This is a genomic window from Iodobacter violaceini, from assembly GCF_011601265.1.
In the GTDB taxonomy this organism is placed as follows: Bacteria; Pseudomonadota; Gammaproteobacteria; order Burkholderiales; family Chitinibacteraceae; genus Iodobacter; species Iodobacter violaceini.
The window spans coordinates 1-18,264 of record NZ_JAAOLX010000019.1 but is presented as its reverse complement, the minus strand read 5'-3'; the positions used below and the strand labels follow the sequence as shown (position 1 = coordinate 18,264).

The 18,264-nt window shown below is 48.8% G+C and carries 24 protein-coding genes and 1 rRNA gene; 9 read left to right on the top strand and 16 right to left on the bottom strand.

The window, feature by feature from the left end:
• Nucleotides 1–46: 46 nt before the first annotated feature.
• From HA050_RS21160 to rplM, 5 genes are all read right to left on the bottom strand, one after another.
• Nucleotides 47–451: a bactofilin family protein gene (locus HA050_RS21160; protein ID WP_218963136.1), complete on the bottom strand. Its 405-nt coding sequence runs from the start codon at nucleotides 449–451 to the stop codon at nucleotides 47–49.
• Nucleotides 452–453: 2 nt separating this feature from the next.
• On the bottom strand, nucleotides 454–1,167 hold the full coding sequence (locus tag HA050_RS21155) for a DUF6776 family protein (protein ID WP_166830430.1): 714 nt from the start codon (nucleotides 1,165–1,167) through the stop codon (nucleotides 454–456).
• Nucleotides 1,168–2,196 (bottom strand): N-acetyl-gamma-glutamyl-phosphate reductase, encoded by a 1,029-nt coding sequence (gene argC / locus HA050_RS21150; protein WP_166830429.1) that lies wholly within the window; start codon nucleotides 2,194–2,196, stop codon nucleotides 1,168–1,170.
• Between the two features lie 203 nt (nucleotides 2,197–2,399).
• Nucleotides 2,400–2,792, bottom strand: a complete 393-nt coding sequence (gene rpsI, locus HA050_RS21145; RefSeq protein WP_046352176.1) for a 30S ribosomal protein S9 — start codon at nucleotides 2,790–2,792, stop codon at nucleotides 2,400–2,402.
• Nucleotides 2,793–2,826: 34 nt separating this feature from the next.
• Nucleotides 2,827–3,255 carry a 50S ribosomal protein L13 gene (rplM, locus tag HA050_RS21140; protein ID WP_099399337.1) on the bottom strand — a complete coding sequence of 143 codons (429 nt, stop codon included), beginning with the start codon at nucleotides 3,253–3,255 and terminating at the stop codon, nucleotides 2,827–2,829.
• A 328-nt stretch (nucleotides 3,256–3,583) separates the two neighbouring features.
• Here rplM and HA050_RS21135 point away from each other — a divergent pair, with 328 nt between their 5' ends.
• On the top strand, nucleotides 3,584–4,003 hold the full coding sequence (locus HA050_RS21135) for an OsmC family protein (protein ID WP_166830427.1): 420 nt from the start codon (nucleotides 3,584–3,586) through the stop codon (nucleotides 4,001–4,003).
• 42 nt (nucleotides 4,004–4,045) lie between these two features.
• Here the strand turns inward: HA050_RS21135 and HA050_RS21130 are convergent, their stop codons facing one another.
• Both HA050_RS21130 and coq7 read right to left on the bottom strand, forming a co-directional pair.
• Complete coding sequence (locus HA050_RS21130) at nucleotides 4,046–4,864, bottom strand: formate/nitrite transporter family protein (protein WP_166830425.1); 819 nt, start codon at nucleotides 4,862–4,864, stop codon at nucleotides 4,046–4,048.
• A gap of 126 nt (nucleotides 4,865–4,990) precedes the next feature.
• Entirely contained in the window at nucleotides 4,991–5,626 is a 636-nt protein-coding gene (gene coq7 / locus HA050_RS21125; protein WP_166830423.1) for a 2-polyprenyl-3-methyl-6-methoxy-1,4-benzoquinone monooxygenase, read from the bottom strand.
• A gap of 173 nt (nucleotides 5,627–5,799) precedes the next feature.
• Between coq7 and HA050_RS21120 the strand changes: the two genes are divergently transcribed.
• Genes HA050_RS21120 through HA050_RS21110 form a run of 3 tightly spaced genes read left to right on the top strand, consistent with a single transcriptional unit; the run spans nucleotide 5,800 to nucleotide 7,684 of the window.
• On the top strand, nucleotides 5,800–6,369 hold the full coding sequence (locus tag HA050_RS21120; RefSeq protein WP_166830421.1) for a peptidylprolyl isomerase: 570 nt from the start codon (nucleotides 5,800–5,802) through the stop codon (nucleotides 6,367–6,369).
• A 21-nt stretch (nucleotides 6,370–6,390) separates the two neighbouring features.
• Nucleotides 6,391–6,894 carry a peptidylprolyl isomerase gene (locus HA050_RS21115; protein ID WP_166830419.1) on the top strand — a complete coding sequence of 168 codons (504 nt, stop codon included), beginning with the start codon at nucleotides 6,391–6,393 and terminating at the stop codon, nucleotides 6,892–6,894.
• A gap of 58 nt (nucleotides 6,895–6,952) precedes the next feature.
• On the top strand, nucleotides 6,953–7,684 hold the full coding sequence (locus tag HA050_RS21110) for a UDP-2,3-diacylglucosamine diphosphatase (protein WP_166830417.1): 732 nt from the start codon (nucleotides 6,953–6,955) through the stop codon (nucleotides 7,682–7,684).
• Between the two features lie 9 nt (nucleotides 7,685–7,693).
• On the opposite strand, the gene HA050_RS21105 is transcribed toward HA050_RS21110, so the two are convergent.
• The 5 genes from HA050_RS21105 to rnhA all read right to left on the bottom strand — a co-directional run bounded on the left by HA050_RS21105 (nucleotide 7,694) and on the right by rnhA (nucleotide 10,853).
• Entirely contained in the window at nucleotides 7,694–8,404 is a 711-nt protein-coding gene (locus HA050_RS21105; RefSeq protein WP_166830415.1) for a hypothetical protein, read from the bottom strand.
• 14 nt (nucleotides 8,405–8,418) lie between these two features.
• Nucleotides 8,419–8,892 carry a 2-C-methyl-D-erythritol 2,4-cyclodiphosphate synthase gene (gene ispF, locus HA050_RS21100; protein WP_205836542.1) on the bottom strand — a complete coding sequence of 158 codons (474 nt, stop codon included), beginning with the start codon at nucleotides 8,890–8,892 and terminating at the stop codon, nucleotides 8,419–8,421.
• A 118-nt stretch (nucleotides 8,893–9,010) separates the two neighbouring features.
• The gene (gene ispD, locus HA050_RS21095; RefSeq protein WP_166830413.1) at nucleotides 9,011–9,697 is read right to left on the bottom strand and encodes a 2-C-methyl-D-erythritol 4-phosphate cytidylyltransferase; all 687 of its coding nucleotides are present in this window, start codon (nucleotides 9,695–9,697) and stop codon (nucleotides 9,011–9,013) included.
• Nucleotides 9,694–10,410 (bottom strand): DNA polymerase III subunit epsilon, encoded by a 717-nt coding sequence (dnaQ, locus tag HA050_RS21090; RefSeq protein WP_166830411.1) that lies wholly within the window; start codon nucleotides 10,408–10,410, stop codon nucleotides 9,694–9,696. Before dnaQ ends, ispD begins: the two co-directional genes overlap by 4 nt.
• Entirely contained in the window at nucleotides 10,410–10,853 is a 444-nt protein-coding gene (gene rnhA, locus HA050_RS21085) for a ribonuclease HI (RefSeq protein ID WP_099399348.1), read from the bottom strand. Before rnhA ends, dnaQ begins: the two co-directional genes overlap by 1 nt.
• A gap of 24 nt (nucleotides 10,854–10,877) precedes the next feature.
• On the opposite strand from rnhA, the gene HA050_RS21080 reads away from it, so the two are divergent.
• Nucleotides 10,878–11,171: a hypothetical protein gene (locus HA050_RS21080; RefSeq protein ID WP_166830409.1), complete on the top strand. Its 294-nt coding sequence runs from the start codon at nucleotides 10,878–10,880 to the stop codon at nucleotides 11,169–11,171.
• Nucleotide 11,172: 1 nt separating this feature from the next.
• Here HA050_RS21080 and HA050_RS21075 read toward each other — a convergent pair whose 3' ends face one another.
• The gene (locus HA050_RS21075) at nucleotides 11,173–11,940 is read right to left on the bottom strand and encodes a class I SAM-dependent methyltransferase (protein ID WP_166830407.1); all 768 of its coding nucleotides are present in this window, start codon (nucleotides 11,938–11,940) and stop codon (nucleotides 11,173–11,175) included.
• A gap of 6 nt (nucleotides 11,941–11,946) precedes the next feature.
• On the opposite strand from HA050_RS21075, the gene gloB reads away from it, so the two are divergent.
• Nucleotides 11,947–12,699: a hydroxyacylglutathione hydrolase gene (gloB, locus tag HA050_RS21070; protein WP_166830405.1), complete on the top strand. Its 753-nt coding sequence runs from the start codon at nucleotides 11,947–11,949 to the stop codon at nucleotides 12,697–12,699.
• Nucleotides 12,700–12,798: 99 nt separating this feature from the next.
• Nucleotides 12,799–14,355, top strand: a complete 1,557-nt coding sequence (locus HA050_RS21065; RefSeq protein ID WP_166830404.1) for a lytic transglycosylase — start codon at nucleotides 12,799–12,801, stop codon at nucleotides 14,353–14,355.
• A gap of 53 nt (nucleotides 14,356–14,408) precedes the next feature.
• Here the strand turns inward: HA050_RS21065 and HA050_RS21060 are convergent, their stop codons facing one another.
• Nucleotides 14,409–15,125 (bottom strand): LOG family protein, encoded by a 717-nt coding sequence (locus HA050_RS21060; protein WP_166830402.1) that lies wholly within the window; start codon nucleotides 15,123–15,125, stop codon nucleotides 14,409–14,411.
• Between the two features lie 604 nt (nucleotides 15,126–15,729).
• On the opposite strand from HA050_RS21060, the gene HA050_RS21055 reads away from it, so the two are divergent.
• Entirely contained in the window at nucleotides 15,730–16,206 is a 477-nt protein-coding gene (locus HA050_RS21055) for an AtaL-like protein (protein WP_166830400.1), read from the top strand.
• Here HA050_RS21055 and HA050_RS21050 read toward each other — a convergent pair.
• Nucleotides 16,203–16,973 (bottom strand): HAD-IIA family hydrolase, encoded by a 771-nt coding sequence (locus HA050_RS21050; protein ID WP_046352157.1) that lies wholly within the window; start codon nucleotides 16,971–16,973, stop codon nucleotides 16,203–16,205. The two genes, HA050_RS21055 and HA050_RS21050, sit on opposite strands and share 4 nt — an antisense overlap.
• 293 nt (nucleotides 16,974–17,266) lie before the next feature.
• On the opposite strand from HA050_RS21050, the gene HA050_RS21045 reads away from it, so the two are divergent.
• On the top strand, nucleotides 17,267–17,839 hold the full coding sequence (locus HA050_RS21045; RefSeq protein WP_166830398.1) for an acetate uptake transporter: 573 nt from the start codon (nucleotides 17,267–17,269) through the stop codon (nucleotides 17,837–17,839).
• 102 nt (nucleotides 17,840–17,941) lie between these two features.
• Here the strand turns inward: HA050_RS21045 and rrf are convergent.
• A 5S ribosomal RNA gene (gene rrf, locus HA050_RS21040) occupies nucleotides 17,942–18,055 on the bottom strand.
• Nucleotides 18,056–18,264: the final 209 nt, after the last annotated feature.

Here is an 18,264-nt window from a genome sequence, read left to right as displayed (position 1 = left end):
ATCTACCGCGCAAGCTGCAGCGGTCAATATTCAGCAGCGGCAATGGTCAATCTTCTACTGTAGCTACACTGGCCGGATCAATTTCCTCCTGCTTGCCATTGCTTAAATGCAGCAGCTTGCCCTGAATCATTGCCCCTGCATGCATTTCTAATGTTTTATAGCTCAGGTCACCCTTAATGCGGGCCTTGGTTTGCAGTTCAACATATTGAGCCACTTCGATCGGCCCAATAATCTCGCCGTTATGAATCAGATGGGAGCATTGTACGCTGCCTTCAATACGTGCTTTTTCACTGATAACCAAAGTACCACTTTTAGGATCACTGGCTGAGACCCGGCCAATCACCGTTCCATCAATTCTTAAACCGCCTGCAAAACTAATATCGCCCCGCACCGTCGTACCTTGCCCAATCAGGCTATCAATCTTGGTTGAACCTTTTTTGCTTTTAAACACGCTCATCCTCCCTTTTTCTGGCAGCTGGCAACCGCCTGCTTATTGTTATCCGTAAAAATACGCGCTTCAAATAATTGAGGCAAAGCACCTGCGGGCAGTGTCAGCTCACCTTCCTGCCGTAAATAATGGCTAAATTTCACCTGCAAGGGCTCGATCTGCATATTTTGACGTTTGCCATGTTCCTGATATTGCACACTGGCCTGTAAACGCCCGGCAAACTCTGTGCTGCGGTCAGTCCCCTGCACCAGCAGCAAGCGATAGCGCCAATGCCCGCCACCTACTGATTGCAACTCACAAGCGCTAAAACTTACGGCCCGATTGCGATCATTGCTTTGTAATAAAGACTCAAAAAATGACAGGGCCTCTTGCTTTGCGGCCAACTCGCTCTGCGCCGTGCTTAAGGCCTGAATCAAACCATCACGCTCGCCCTGGCCCACTTTAATTTGCTGCTCCAGCAGTTGCAGCTTCGCTTGCCCCGCGCCTAATTGCTCAGTCTGGCTTGCGAGGCGCTGCATTTTTTCTGCCAGATACACGGCATTACGATTTAAAGCGTATTGATAACCCACATAGGCACCAAGACCTAAAAAAATCATCGCCATACAAAATAAGACAGTAATACGCAGCAACCGCCCCCGCCAGCCAATCACAGGCTGCAGCGACAAAGGCGCAGCCATCAGCCGCGCACGTTGCAAGCGATAAAAACGTTTAATAGGCATTTAAGGCAGTAAAGGCACAATGTCGAGGCCGGCACCTTCAGGTAAATCGAAGAGGATATTCATATTTTGTACAGCTTGCCCTGCCGCACCTTTGACCAGATTATCAATGGCCGACAAGATCACTACCGTGTCGCCGCCTTGCGGACGATGCACCGCAATCCGGCATACATTGGCACCGCGAACTGAGCGGGTTTCCGGATGTGAGCCAGCAGGCAACACATCAACAAATTGCTCACCCTGATAACGTTGCTCGAACAGCGCCTGCAGATCAACATCTTTAGTTATTCTGGCATAGAGCGTGGCGTGGATGCCGCGGATCAGTGGTGTAAGGTGAGGCACAAAAGTTAAGCCAACAGGAGCGCCAGCTGCGCGTGCCAGGCCCTGACGAATTTCTGGCAAATGCCGGTGACCTGCCACTCCGTATGCTTTGAAATTATCAGCCGCTTCGGAAAATAAAGCGCCCAATTCAGCTTTACGCCCGGCACCAGAAACGCCCGATTTACAATCGGCAATCAGGCTGGCGGTATCAATCACACCCGCTTCTATCAAAGGCAAAAAGCCAAGTTGCACTGCAGTAGGGTAGCAGCCAGGGTTCGCAATTAAACGCGCGCCTTTAATTGCAGCACGATTAATTTCCGGCAAGCCATACACGGCTTCTTCAACCAGCTCCGGCGAGGCATGTTGCATGCCGTACCATTTAGACCATTCTGCGATATCTTTAATGCGGTAATCCGCAGCCAGATCAATCACTTTGACCCCGGCATTTAACAGCTCACGGGCTTGTTGCATCGCAATACCATTAGGGGTCGCAAAAAACACCACATCGCATTCAGTAAGACGGGCTTCTTCGGGTGTAGAGAAAGCCAAATCTACCCAGCCTCGCAGACTTGGGTACATTTCGGCGACTTTCATGCCCGCTTCTTTTCGGGAAGTCACGGCCTGCAATTTCACACCAGAATGACGGGCCAGCAAGCGCAGCAGCTCTACGCCGGTATACCCCGTACCACCAACAATCCCTACTTTGATCATGCTCTGTTGTCTCTTTTGAATTAGCGATATCGAATGTTAAAACAAAAAGGGCTTCATACACCCGCTCATTTCAAGGGAATATGCGGCAAACCCCAGTCTGCGTCAAATTTTGTAAGTCATTTTGTTTTAAAACAGATTTTATACAAAGCAGAAAACACAAAAGCCACCCAAGGGTGGCTTTTGTAGAAAGCAGTTCCAGCAAATTAACGCTTGGAGAACTGTTTGCGACGACGAGCGCCGTGCAGACCCACTTTCTTACGTTCAACTTCACGAGCATCGCGAGTAACAAGACCTGCTGCTTTGAGGCTGCCTTTAAGAGCTGCATCAAATTCAATCAGAGCACGAGTTACACCGTGACGAATCGCACCGGCCTGGCCGGTTTCACCACCACCAACAACATTAACCATAATGTCGAAGGATTCGAGGTTTGCGGTCAGTTCCAGAGGCTGGCGAACGACCATGCGACTAGTTTCGCGAGGAAAGTAAGAATCAACCGGCTTGCCGTTGACTATGATATTGCCGCTACCTTTGGCTACGAACACACGAGCAACTGCGCTCTTGCGACGGCCGGTACCGTAATAGTATTTACCTACCATGATACAAATTCCTTAGTAGAAAACGCGTTAACGCTTAGATAGAAAAGGTTTTAGGCTGTTGCGCGGTGTGCGGATGTTCGCTACCTGCATAAACCTTCATCTTTTTGATCATAGCGTAGCCGAGAGGACCCTTTGGAAGCATGCCCTTAACAGCCATTTCTAGCACGCGTCCCGGGAATTTTTCTTGCATCTCGGAAAAGGTGCGCTGGTAAATACCACCTGGGTGACCAGTGTGGCGGTAGTAAATTTTATCTGTTGCTTTGTTGCCGGTTACGCGGATCTTGTCTGCGTTCACCACCACGATGTGGTCACCACAGTCTACGTGAGGGGTGTACTCAGCTTTGTGCTTGCCACGCAGACGTTTAGCGACTTCAGCCGCGAGACGACCGAGAACCATATCGGTAGCATCAACAACGAACCACTCGCGCTTAACTTCGTGCGGTTTGGCAGAAAAGGTTTTCATGACTGCTCTTCCACGTTACGATTTTGAGAAAGTCGCGGATTATATCTGTACCCGCATTTACTTGTCAAATCTAGTGACTACCCATTTCAAAAATGGGCCTAGTCTAAAAAAAACGCAACCCATCTGGATTGCGTGAAATCCCACCAAAAAGGAGGATGGAGGAGACAACAACAAAGTAAAAAACACTCTGATGTTAGGGCCATTATCACGTGAGACAGAAAGCATGACAAGACATATTTTGCGATGCAAAATACCAGGCGCGATGTCCGGCATGCTGCCAGGGCAGTAAACCCTACATAAAAACCCCGGCAAACACAGGGAAAACAAAATGAAAGTGCGCGTTAAATGGGTAGAAGAAGTGAGTTTTCTGGCTCAGTCAGAATCAGGCCATGCGGTACTTATGGATGGCCCGCCAGAAGGTGGTGGCCGTAATCTGGGGCCCAGACCGATGGAAATGGTGCTCATGGGCACGGCAGGCTGCTCGGCCTATGATGTCATCCATATTCTCAAAAAAGGCCGTGCAGACGTCAGAGACTGCATTGTAGACGTTGATGCAGAACGCGCGGACACAGAGCCCAAAGTTTTCACAAAAATTCACCTGCACTACACCGTAACAGGCAAAGATTTAAAACCCGAACAAGTGGAGCGGGCGATTAAATTATCAGCAGAAAAGTATTGTTCTGCATCGATCATGCTGGCAAAAAGCGCAATTATTACCCATGACTTTGTGGTGATTGAAGCCCAGTAAAAAACGCGCCACTGGCGCGTTTTTTACAAAAAAATATTGGTTTCAGATTTTTTTTGCAGCTGCTGTATTTTTTTGTGGTCTGGTATATAAAAAGGCATACGGCAGCCCCACAAAAAGGGCTCCGCCCACTAAATTACCCAGTGTGACCGGCAATAAATTAGCCGTAAAAAAGTGCGCCCAGGTAATATCCAGCCCCGCCAGCATCGCTGCCGGAATAAAAAACATATTGGCAATACTGTGCTCCATGCCCAGCGCAACAAACGCCATCACAGGGAACCAGATCCCCAGCATTCTGCCCAGCGTATCTTTAGCAGAATAACCTTGCCATGTTGCAATACAAACCAGAAGATTGGCCAGCACCCCACGCATAAAACTCACCATAAAGGGATTTGCCAGCTTATGCTCAGCCACACTGAGCAGGTACTGAGTGCACGGCTGCCCTGCAGGGAAAAGCTGAGTCATATGGGTAAACGCCCAGGCCGCTAAACAAGCACCAATAAAATTACCTGAATATGAAACACTCCATACGCGAAGCACCTGCGCAGGCTGAAGTTTTTTTCTCCACAGCGAAACAACCTGGGTTGCGCAGTTTGAAGTAAATAAATCTGCGCCTGTCAGCACCACAGCAATAAAGCCCAGGGGAAAAAGCGCCCCAAACAAAAGCTTGGCCAGCCCGGGATTACTTGCCAGTAATTCAACAGAGCCACCAGTCACCACAATCGCCAATAAGCCCCCCAGGCCGATAAATGCACCGCCCAGCATCGCCATCACAATTAAACGGGAAAAAGGCAGCGCGGCTTTATCGAGCGCAGCGTGGTCAACATAATCAACAATCTGTTGTGGTGAGTTCATTTCAGACATAGGTGGCCCCAGAGCAAAATAACGTAAATCGTTAATCAGCGTTATATCTGCAAGCCTAAGCGCAAATCTGTAAACTATTTACTCGTCATACACCCTATTTTAATTTGCTCTGATTTAGCTCAATTTTTAGAGCCGGTAAGAAAGTGAAGTCATCACAATTGAGCTGAGTTTCATGGCCTTAACAATAGGCAACGGCAAAGGTGCCGCACCTAATTCTTCTGCTTTTTCTGCATGATGGGTTTCGTCAATATGCATCTGGGCAACAATGGCCCTGCTCTTTGCATCCTGCCCGGGTAATTCACGCAGATGAGATTGCAAATGATCTGCGACCTGGCGCTCGGTTTCTGCCAGAAAGCCTAAATTCCACTTATCCCCAATCACCCCCGCGGTGACGCCAATCGCCAGAGAGCCTGCGTACCAAAGCGGGTTAAGCAGGCTTTTATGACTGCCTAAATCGACAATGCGCGCTTCTGTCCATGCCAGGTGCTCAACTTCTTCATGCGCCGCTTCACGTAAAGCATCGCGGGTAGCCGGATCACGCGCCGTTAATGCCTGGCCCTGATATAAAGCCTGGGCACACACCTCCCCGCAATGATTCACCCGCATCAGGCCTGCCGCATGCTGCTTTTCAGCCGCACTCATTTCAATATCCGCAACAGCTGCATCAGGATGAGGACGAACGCTTTGTGCAGAGGCTGCGAGGGTACGTAAAACGGTATCAAACTCAGAAATAAACTGGTCCAGAGAAGGGAGTTTCAGCATAAGGGTATCAATCCATAGAATAAGGCGATTTTACCCCATAAGTGCAGTAAAACAATGACAATTGCGGGGTAAACCATTGCCATTACTGGATTTGAGCCATGTAACGGGCGCTGTTACCGCGTGCTATAATTGCGCGAAATTTCGCCCTCTAATCACATCTTTGGAAAAACACGATGAAACGTCTTGTTGTTGCAGCAAGCCTTGTTCTGGCCAGCCTGAGTGCATTTGCAGCCAATCCGCAGGTTGAATTGACCACATCTAAAGGCAAAGTGGTAATCGAGCTTTATCCAGAAAAAGCCCCGCTGACTGTGGCAAATTTTTTACAATATGTTAAAGACAAACAATACGACGGCACTATTTTTCACCGTGTGATTCGTGATTTTATGATTCAGGGCGGCGGCATGGACGAGAAAATGGCCGAAAAACCAACCCGCCCGCCTGTTAAGAATGAAGCCAAAATCGCTTTTGAAAAAGGCTTAAAAAACGATCGCGGCACCATTGCCATGGCCAGAACAGCGGATCCGGATTCGGCCACCGCGCAGTTTTTTATTAATTCAAAAAACAATGACTTTCTGAACTACCCAAGCCGTGATGGCTTTGGTTACACCGTATTTGGCAAAGTAATTTCTGGCATGCCGGTAGTCGATCAAATCAGTGTCAGCCCAACAGCACCTGGCGATGTGCCAGTCAATACCATTACCATTCAATCAGCCCGCGAGCTTGGCAAAAAGTCAGGCAAATAATATTTTTTAAAAGGAAACATCATGAGCAAGGTAAAACTCACCACTACTTTTGGCGATATCATCGTTGAACTTAACGCAGAAAAAGCACCAATTACCGTCGCTAATTTCTTGCAATATGTTGAAGAAGGCCATTACGACGGCACTATTTTCCATCGCATCATCAATGGTTTTATGGTGCAGGGCGGTGGTTTTGCGCCAGGCATGGACGAAAAGAAAGAAGGCCGTGCTCCGATTAAAAACGAAGCAGCCAATGGCTTGAAAAACGACGCCTACACCTTAGCAATGGCGCGTACTCCAGACCCGCATTCTGCGTCTTCACAATTCTTTATTAACGTAGCTAATAACGACTTCCTGAACTACCAAAGCCCAACTGCTCAGGGTTTTGGCTACTGCGTTTTTGCCAAGGTTATCGAAGGTAAAGAAGTGGTTGATCAGCTGAAAGCCGTAAAAACCGGCAGCAAAGGCTTTCACCAGGATGTGCCTAAAGAAGACGTAATGATCATTAAGGCTGAAGTTTTAGCTTAATGATTTCAGGTGCCAGCCTTCGCTGGCACCTCTCAATACCTTACCCCCAGCCAATTGAATGCCATCTCCCATTTTATTTATCTCCGACCTGCATCTTTCCCCAAACGATCCGGCAACGACAGCGGCTTTTCACGCCTTTTTACAAGGGCCTGCACGCACCGCCAGCGCCTTGTATATTTTGGGAGACTTATTTGAGTTCTGGATTGGGGACGATAGCTTGGACGAAGCATTTAATGCAGAAATTGTGCATGCGATCGCACAGCTGGCCGGGCAAGGCGTTAACATTTTCTTTTTAGCAGGCAACCGTGATTTCTTACCGGGCGCACGCTTTGCAGCTGCAGCCATGCTCAGCATCCTGCCCGACCCCAGCCTTATTCTCTGTAATGGGCAAACACTATTAATTGCCCACGGTGATGCACTCTGCACCGATGACATCGCTTATCAGCGCTTTCGGCGTATTGTCCGGCATCCCTTGGTACAAGCCCTGTTTCTGGCCCTGCCACGGCGCTGGCGGCAAGGCCAGGTCGAAAAGCTGCGCCAGCGCTCTAAAGCGACCAATCAAATGAAGCGCAGCGACATTATGGATGTTAACCCCCAAGCCACAGCGCAACTGATGGCCCGGTCGCATACCCGGACACTTATTCACGGCCATACTCACCGCCCTGCCATGCATATACTCCCGCAAGGGCAGCGCTGGGTATTGCCCGACTGGTATCAGGGCCAGGGCGGCTATTTAAAGCTGGAGAACAGCACGATCAGCATGCATCAGCTTGATGGTTCGCCTTTTTAACGGGCTGGATTAATCTGCATCTACCTTAAGCCACACCTGATATTGCCTCTGCCCTTCAGGCTGAGAGCGTGTTGAGATGGTCTCACCAGCTAATACCCACTCCCCCAGTCGTACTGAAATATCGCTGCTCATCTGGTGCGTAACCATACTGCCATCGCGCTCAAACCGGCTGCTTTTAGGAAAAATACGCAGGTGAATGGTATCGCCCACTAAACGAGGCTCCGCCCAAAAACCACTCGCGGCCGTTTGCCACTCCCCCGCAAAACCTGAACGCCTGACAGGTACAAAACGCTCGCTTCCCAGCTCTATCATGGCCCGGCCTCCATCCATAACACGCAGAGTTTGCAGAGACTGCTGAGAAGATGCCTGCTGATGAGCAGAGATTTGCACTCCGCCCTTTACACCCTGATTGGAAATAACCGCCCGCCCGTCCAGCGCCAATTGTGTGGATGATGCGCTATCCCGCTGCTGCACGCTGATTTGCAAGCGGCGGCCGGGCTGATCCAGCTTGCGCGCCATAGCGGCAATCTTGTCAAAGCTGATCTGATCTGCGGCACGAATCAATAATTGCCCCTGAATCCCCTGGATGGATGCATCAGGGAAAGCAGCACGTAATACCGGCACAAGTTCATCAGGCACTTTATGCTGCAAGACCAGCGTATCAAGCTGATCAGCAAAAGCGAGGGATGACAACCAGCAAGTCAGCAAGAAAATACGCATACGCCCTCCTTGCATTACAAAGGCAAGAGTAAGCACACCGCCTGAGCCTCAACCGCTTCTGAGGCGCCAACAGGCCCCAGTTTCTCGTAGGTTTTTGCCTTCACATTCACTTGCCCCGGTGCCACCCCCAAATCACTGGCAATATTGGCCACCATCGCAGCAATATGCGGCGCCATTTTAGGCTGCTGAATTAAGATAGACGCGTCCACATTACCAACCTGCCAGCCTGCCTCCCGAACACGGCGTACGGCCTCCCGCAGCAAAACACGGCTGTCAGCACCTTTAAACTCGGCCGCTGTATCAGGAAAATGCCGCCCAATATCACCTAAACCAGCACCTCCCAACACGGCATCGGTAATGGCATGTAATAAGGCGTCAGCATCAGAATGACCCAGTAATCCCTTCTCAAAAGGAATATCCACTCCGCCCAAAATTAATTTACGACCTTCTACCAGACGATGTACGTCCCAGCCTTGTCCTATTCTCATTATTTATCCTATCGGCCTGCCGCCTGAATTTAAGCAGCGAGGCATCACGTGTGGGTAAGTGGCTTTTAACTCTGCAGGCCACCCATTACGAACAGCCTGCATGTCAAGCTTTGCCGGATTAATCCTGTTGGCCAGCTGCCAGAATCAGCGCAGCAAGGCGTAAATCTTGCGGGTAAGTGACTTTTAAATTCCACGGGCTGCCCATAATTAACCGGGGCTGCAAACCGAGTTTCTCCAGTGCGCTGGCTTCATCGGTAATATCCGGCCCCATTCCTGTGGCCAGGGCATGGGCCAGCTGCGCTACACGAAACATCTGTGGCGTTTGGGCCTGCCACAGGCCGTCTCTTGGGTGGGTATGTGCAATATGCTGACCAGCCTGTGCCAGCTTTAAGGTGTCCGCCACAGGCACCGCCAGAATACCCCCTACGGGGTGGCCTCTGAGCGCGGCTATCATTTGGCTGACTAAAGCAGGATCAAGGCAGGGCCGGGCGGCATCGTGTACCAAAACCCAGTCATCCACGGCAGCCTGCACAGCGTACAAACCATTAAGCACCGATTCAGCACGGCTGGCTCCGCCGCAACGCAGCACTTCCAAACGAGCGAACCCGCTCCAATCAAAGCTATCCCACCATTCATCTTCCGGCGAGATGACCACCACAATACGATCCAGCTCGGCCACCTTGGCCAGGGCAGACAGGGTGTGCCAGATCAGCGGCTTCCCCGACAGATCAAGATATTGCTTGGGCGTAAGCGAAGCCATCCGTGAGCCGCTGCCCGCAGCAGGAATCAGCGCGATGTGCTTCATGCGCCTTTTTCCATCTGCCGCCACAGGCACTCGCCCTTCACGCTTTTATCTAACACAGCCAGATAAGCTTCATGCTCTGCCCGCTCTTCTGGTGTTGCCTCAATAATGCGCAGTGGTTTTCGATTACTTTTAGCAAAAGCTAAAGCCGCATCGTTACCTGCATAGGGGTCAAAATCAATCAGCAGGCTATCCTGGCCACGGGTCAGCCCCAGATAAACTTCAGACAACAGCTCGCAGTCGATTAACGCGCCGTGCAGCGTACGATTACTGCGGTCAATGTCAAAGAAATCGCACAGTGCATCCAGATTATTACGCTTGCCCGGCCGCTGATCTTTAGCCATGACCAGCGTATCAATCACATTGGCCACATGATCAGTAAACTTGCCACGGCCAATTTTACCCAGCTCCATATTCAGATAGCCCACATCGAAGGGAGCGTTATGAATAATGATTTCGGCACCGGCTACAAAATCAAGAAACTCATCAGCAATCTGCGCAAACTTAGGCTTATCAGACAAAAACTCTGTTGTTAAGCCGTGCACATTCAAAGCGCCTTCTTCACTGTCCCGGCCCGGGTTGATATAACAGTGGAAATGCCGGTCTGGCGACGATAAACGCCGGTCTATCATTTCTACCGCAGCGATTTCCAGAATACGGTTACCGTCTTCAACCCGCAGACCGGTTGTTTCGGTATCAAGAATAATTTGCCGCATCAGCCACGTCCCTGTGCAATTTCTACGCCTTTATTTGCCAGTTGATCTGCACGCTCATTGCCCTCGTGCCCGGCGTGCCCTTTTACCCAACACCATTCAATCTGATGCTGAGCCTGAGCCGCATCCAGCTCACGCCATAAATCGGCGTTTTTAACCGGCTGCTTCGCTGCCGTTTTCCAGCCGTTTTTCTTCCAGCCATGAATCCATGTGCTGATGCCATTTTTAACGTACTGCGAGTCAGTCCAGATCACCACATCACAAGGGCGGTTTAAAATACCCAACGCTTTAATCACCCCCATCAGTTCCATGCGATTATTGGTGGTATCCAGCTCACCTCCGCACAATTCTTTTTGTTTATCGCCATACTGTAACCAAGCGCCCCAACCTCCGGGACCGGGATTGCCTTTACACGCACCATCGGTGTAAATCACTACTTTATTCATTCTTTTATCCTGGAAAATCGCAGTATGAAACGACTATTAATGATAACGGCCCTATTAAGCAACAGCGTCTTTGCTGCGCCCTTTTGCCCATGGCCTGTGCCGGGCAGCGAAACCAAACGATTTATCAATCTCACCGTAGTGCAAACCATAGAGATTAACGATGAAGAGCTGCGCATCGCATTTGGCGGCGGCAATCTGGGAAGCGGCCATGAAATTAAACTGCCCATCAAAAACCGGGCAGATGGCCTTAAAACCTTACAAGAAATGAGTGATACCGCACGTCGCTGCGATCAGCCCAGCCCGCATAATAAAACTTAAATCACTTCATCTGGGGATCACTGCCTTGCAAATCTCTTTTTAGTACATGCCTTTTATCAACACCTGCCACTGCAGCCCCCGTAACGACTGGTGCCGTGCGCCATTTGTGGCCAATTAAACGCATACCATGCACTCGTTTTACGACATCCAGGCAATATACGCCCCCTGCAGCAGGCCACCACCGATCCCCTGCATCCTCCAGAAACCGGCTTCTGGACAGCCATTTTTCTCTTTGCACCGGCAGACCATAACAAAGAAATTCAGACCGCATGGTTTCAAAGCCCTGCAAGGCTAACCAATCTTTCAGCCTGGGCAAAGACACAAAATTGCCACGCCACGGCGCAGGATGAGCGCCATTTCTTAAGCGGCGCAAACCCCACAGGCTCCACGGATTAAATCCAGTGATCAATAACCGCCCTTCAGGCATTAATACACGCTCTGCCTCACGTAACACGGCTTCCGGGTTAGCCGCAAAATCCAGCACATGGGGCAGGGCAAGTAAATCGATGCTCTGATTAGCAAAAGGCAACGCCTCGCCCGTGCAGCGTAAAGCCACACCTGCAGTTTGCCCGGCCTGAAAACGCCACGCCATGCGATTTGCCCGCAGGCAATCGAGCTGAGGCAACTCAAGCTGCACCGCCTTATAGCCAAAAATATCAGTCACAGTACGGTCGTACCAATCCATCTCCGCACTAGCCAGATAGTGACCTAATGGGGTGGCGAGCCAATCCGCAAAGTGGTTCAATCGAGCATCAACATTTAAAGGCATTCTTGTATGATCCGCATCAGCGCCGTGCCAATTTTCGAAGACAATTATATCTGGGTTTTGCAAAAAGGCCGTCATGCCATTGCTGTAGACCCGGGCGATGCTCTGCCTTTGATTCATTATCTCAAAGAAAATCAGTTAGAGCTGGCGGGGGTTTTGATTACTCACCATCATCATGATCATATCGATGGTCTGCCTGTACTCTGGTCTCACTACCAGATGCCTGTATTCGGACCTGCCGGAATCAAAAATGTTTCCAACCCGGTGACAGAAGGCGAAACATTACACTTGCTTGGTACAGATTTTAAAGTGCTGGCTGTACCAGGCCACACTTTGGATCATTTGGCCTATGTAGGGGCCGATGCACTCTTTTGTGGCGACACGCTGTTTGCCGCCGGCTGCGGACGACTTTTTGAAGGCACTGCCGGGCAAATGTATGCGTCCCTGCAGCGCTTTGCCGCACTTCCTGATCACACGCTTGTTTGCTGTACCCATGAATACACACTCGCCAATCTTAAGTTTGCTCTTGCAGTAGAACCAGATAATCAGGCATTGCTAGAACGGATGCAATCTGACACGGCACTGCGTCAGCAAGTACTCCCCACCCTGCCTTCCACGATTGCTAAAGAAAAAGCCAGCAATCCCTATTTACGCTGCGATCAAAAGAGTGTCATCCGCGCCGCCCAACAGCAAAATCCCCATGCAGAAACTGCAGTAGAGATTTTTGCTGCGCTGCGCAAGTGGAAAGATAACTTCCGTTGATTTCAAAGGAATATCTGCCATTAAGCATAAACAGATTGACAAGATTAGACAGCAGCGGCAGCATCGCTCGATTATTTGTATTTATTAGCGCAGGTACCCATGAAACAAAGCATCCTCGTTGGTCTCATCTCAGGTCTGTGTTCCTTGGGTTCCTACGCAGATACTGACGCCCCAGCCAAACTGGATTATCAGCTGCACAATCCCAATTTCGATCCTCAGGATGACACATATCGTACGATCGATGCGCTGTTTTCTGATGTGGTCAGCGCCCCGGAGTATGCCGATCTGTGGGCCCGTGTCCGTACAGGATTTACCATCCCAGAGCTGGACCATCAATTAGTCAGCAAATGGGAAAACTACTATGCCAGCCGCCCTGAATACCTGAACCGAATCATCAAACGTGGCACACCTTATTTGTATTACGTGGTGAACGAAGTTGAAAAACGCGGTATGCCTATGGAAATCGCGCTTTTACCCATGATCGAATCCGCCTTTAACCCCAGGGCAGAATCATCGGTAAAAGCAGCGGGCATGTGGCAGTTTATGCCTGCCACAGGCAAGGACTACGGCCTGGAACGCACATGGTGGTATGACGGCCGCCGTGATGTTGTTGCAGCCACCAGCGCAGCTCTGGATTACCTGAACAGCAGTTATGGCCAGTTTGGCGACTGGCAGCTGGCCTTAGCCTCGTATAACTGGGGCCCAACCGCTGTTGCCCGTGCAGTCGCAAAGAATGAAGCCGCCAATCTGGGCACTCAGTTTATTGATTTACGCATGCCAGACGAAACACGAAACTATGTGCCCAAGCTGCTGGCTGTGCGAAACATCATTGCTAATCCTGGCGCATATGGCGTTACCTTGGAATCCCTGCCTAATAAGCCTTATTTTGCCACCCTGACTGTTGGCAAACATATGGATGTAAAAGTAGCTGCGGAGCTGGCTGAAACGCCTGTTGAAGAATTACTACGACTCAACCCGGGTTTTATCCGCCCAGTTATTGCTTATAAAGATGATCGCTCATTGGTATTACCTGTCGCCAAAGTAGCTGCTTTCCAAAAAAATCTGGCTGACTACGACAAACCCCTGCTTAACTGGCAACCCTATGTGACCAAACAGGGTGAGTCCTTTGAACAGCTGGCAGGCGCATTTGGCGTTGCCGCAAGTGAGCTGAAAGAAATCAATGATATCGGCGGCCGTGAGCGCATCGCCCGTGGCCAGACGATTCTGGTGCCTAAAATTACCGGTCTCGATGTCTCTGACCGGCAGACCCTCACCGCCTTAGCAGCCAATCGTGCCGCTGAGCCCGTTGATACTGGTGCCAATGATAAACCCCATGCGCCTGTACTCGCGAGCGCGGAGCATCGCGTCATCAAGGGCGACACGGCATACAATATTGCAAAACGCTACGGCATGAATGTAGCCCAACTTCAGGCCATGAATAAAACCGCCGATGCTCAAGTGCAAATCGGCCAAATTTTACGTGTCTCAGCCCGGCCGGAAAGTGTGGCTGCAGGTAAAGATGGCCGTGAATATATCGCCAAACGCGGCGACACCTTTGCATCGATTTCTAAGCGATACAAAGTAGCCACTGCCGATCTGAAAAAATGGAATGGTGCCAAATCCATTCAGGCAGGCACTAAGCTCGTTATTTATTAAAAGCCCGCTTAAATAAAAAAGCCTCTGAAAAGTTCAGAGGCTTTTTTATTTCTTTATAAAGAAGAACCTGCAATTTGCCATTTCTCATGATGCTCTCTGATCAGCTGAACAGCGTCTTCAATCGTATCAACCACGATTGGAATCTGCATATCCACTTCACTGGCAAGACCGGCATTATTTTCAACCATATAGCGACGGGCCCAGTCAACCTGCTCGTGCCACATCTCCCCGACCAGAATCAAAGGCGTGTCATAAAGTTTACGCACCTGAATCAGCTGCCATACCATCGATAATTCTAATAAAGTACCAATTCCGCCTGATGTAACAATAAATGCATTTGAGCGCAAAATAAAATGATGCAAACGGGAAAAAAATGTTTTGTGCTCATAAACTTTACCCACAAAATCATTCACATTTTGTTCAAAATCTAAATCAACCCTAATGCCTACTGATGCTTCCGGCCGATCCGGAGCTCCCTCCCTCGCTCCTTCATTCGCAGCCTGCATTAAGCCGGGCCCTCCGCCCGTAACAATACGGCATCCCATTGCCGCTAATTCACTTGCCAGCTGTTTAACCGCTTCATAAGCGGCTGATCCATCCTGAATACGCGCCGAACCAAAGATAGTGACATGATAATCCGGCGTATGTGCAGGGCGTAAGCGCGCCAATTCATCAACAACATCCCAGAGCTTAAGCACGGCATCACCCACAATATCCAGCGCCTGCTCGTCATCGATCACACCAATTGGCTTATTATTTGGATTTATCATTTTTTTTATCCCATACCGCAAATTAATAATACAGAGCGAATTATCACAATATTTATTGTGAATAAATATATCCCTCCAAAACCATAATATTTTCAAGTCATTACTTATTTATCATTAAAAATGAGACTAATAATAAAATGACTTCACTAAAGTATATACACATAAAAATAATTAGCCAAAGTACAATTACACGCGCCATTTCACTCATCTGATCAGTGCAGATGCAAAATACAGCCATCACAGCAACAGAGACACTCTCCGTAAATCAATTACAAAGCCAATAAGCCCAGCATCTTCGTTTAACAGATAAGGCAGAACAGGCGCCTGCAGATTTTATTATTGAGTCTAAGCCATCGCGAATATAAGCCACTGCGATTGCAAACACCTCGCTTATGCTGGCTGGCATCCATCTGTGCAGTGCTCACTCCTATTTTGCAAGACACTACGCAATACGGAATCAATCCGGAGGATTAGCCAGAAAAACGGCACCCAGAACACAAACCGCTGTGGCTCAGCCCTTGCAAATACGGATTGCTACCCTAACAATAATCACCGTTATGCCATGCTGCACATTCGCTATACTAGCGTTTTAAGGAGAGTTATTTTGCAATTAGAGCACTTGGTCGCAGTTAATGACCCATCCAATGATTTTATCCTGAACAGAGCAGAGCTCTGGAAGGGCTTAGTGCTTCGTGCAGAAGCGCCTGATCTGTTTATGCCGCATATAGATAGTGTAGAAATTATTGAACGCAGCGATGTGCATTTACTTAGAAAAATCATCATTGGCACCTTGCACATCCAGGATCGTATCCATCTGCTTAATGAAGTGCATGTGCGTTATGACACCGAGCCGGGTGAACAACATGCCGGCGGCACCCTGCTGATGAAAATCGAAGAACCAGAAACCAATATGCTGTTTGTACGCTTTCATTATCAAACGCCGGTGAATGATCAGGGCGAAGAAGAAGAGTACGCAAAGTTTCTGAAAGCCGCCTGGCAACAAACAGACTTGGAAACGATTCAAAAAATTCGGGAACTGGCCGCAGATGGCCGGTTGAATACACCGGCCCGCCCAACTTAAAGCGCAGTAAAATCAATTTCGCCGACATGATTGAACACATAATCCGGCTTATACGGAAATTGTTCGATCATCTCGGTATTTGATACGCCAGAAAGCACCAAAGCAGTTTTCATACCTGCCTCCATACCTCCCACAATATCCGTATCCATTCTGTCACCAATCATCAGCGTATCTTCGGGATGCACGCCCAATTTACGCGTCGCCAATGTCATCATCAAAGCATTAGGCTTACCCACGATATAGGGTGTCTTGCCCGTAGCAGCAGAAATAGCTGCAAGGATTGTTCCCGCAGCAGGCTCGCTCCCGCCTTCAACCGGATCAATCATATCGGGATTGGTACCAATAAATTTAGCGCCACCATCAATAAAGCGTACCGCTTTTTTCATCTGATCGAAATTAAAGCTGCTCGATTTTGCTACCACCACATAATCCGGCTTACTTTCAGAAATAGAAAAGCCCACATTATAAAGCTCGTTAATTAAGCCCCCGCCACCAATAATAAAAACGGTAGCGCGCTCTTTCTGGCTGCGCAAAAACATCGCAGTAGCCATTGCACTGGTAATAAAATTCTCTTCGCTTAACCCGTGAATACCCAGCGCTTCCAGCTTTAGCTTTAAATCGAGCGGGGTTTGTTCAGCATTATTGGTTAAAAATAAAAATGGCAATTTACTGCTTAATAAACGCTGAACAAACTCATTTGCACCAGGGATTAATTGTTTACCGCGATAAATCACACCATCCATATCAGAAATAATACTTTTAACCATTTCCCTCTCCTTATCAATATATTCCTGCTTTAAGCTTACTCTTACTGCCATTTTATTAACAGGCCAATACGAAACACATCGTCTTTTACCTGATATAAAAAATCATGAAAGCTAACAACTCTCAAGGCATAACCTTATTACAAGTCTATTCAGGCCACATCGAACTTATCCATTAAAAACAAGAAGATAACACCGTTCGGAAGGTAAATACTGCCAAGTTAATCTAAGCCAAATTTTTATCTGAAGAAGCTCGGTATAATCGCGCCTCTTTAAAAATTCAAACAGAACTTAATATGTCTCAGACTCTTCATACGCATGATCAAACTGCCAATCCAGCCCCATTAGGATTACTGGGCTTTGGCATGACAACCATACTACTGAATCTGCACAATGCAGGTGTAACTGAGCTCAGCTCAATGATCTTAGCCATGGGCATTTTCTACGGAGGTATTGCTCAAGTGATCGCGGGCCTGCTGGAATGGAAAAAAGGAAACACCTTCGGCACCGTCGCATTCACTTCCTACGGCATGTTCTGGCTCTCGCTGGTAGCCCTGCTGATCTTACCCAAGCTGGGCCTGGCAGAAGCAAGCTCAATCAACAGCATGACCGCCTACCTCACCATGTGGGGCATCTTTACGGCATTTTTGTTTGTTGGCACGCTAAAACTCAATAAAGCGACTCAATTTATCTTTGGCTCTCTCACGGTTCTTTTTGCCCTGCTCGCCCTTGGTGATTACACTGCTAATCCAATGATCAAACAATTAGCAGGCATTGAAGGCATCATTTGCGGTGCATCTGCTATTTATGCAGCAATGGCTCAAATACTGAATGAAATGTATGAAAAAGAAGTGATGCCGCTAGGCTGATTGCTTACCAGACTTTTTCTTCAGAACAAACAAAAGCCCCGATATCACACGATATCGGGGCTTTTGTTTTGAGCAAATATTATACTTACTCAATAAATGGGTGTCTGGTAATGACCTACTTTCACACAGGTAATCTGCACTATCATCGGCGCTAAGGTGTTTCACTGTCCTGTTCGGGATGGGAAGGAGTGGGGCCACCTTGCTATGGTCACCAGACTTTAACTCTCTGTACCTGCTCATACGGCTCAGCAAGTAATATAATTTATTCATTGCAGTAAAAAACAACTGCTTCACTTATAGCAAAACCCCCGCCTCTTTCGAGTACGGGGGTCTTGTTTACTGCTTTAGGGTGTCTGGCAATGACCTACTTTCACACAGGTAATCTGCACTATCATCGGCGCTAAGGTGTTTCACTGTCCTGTTCG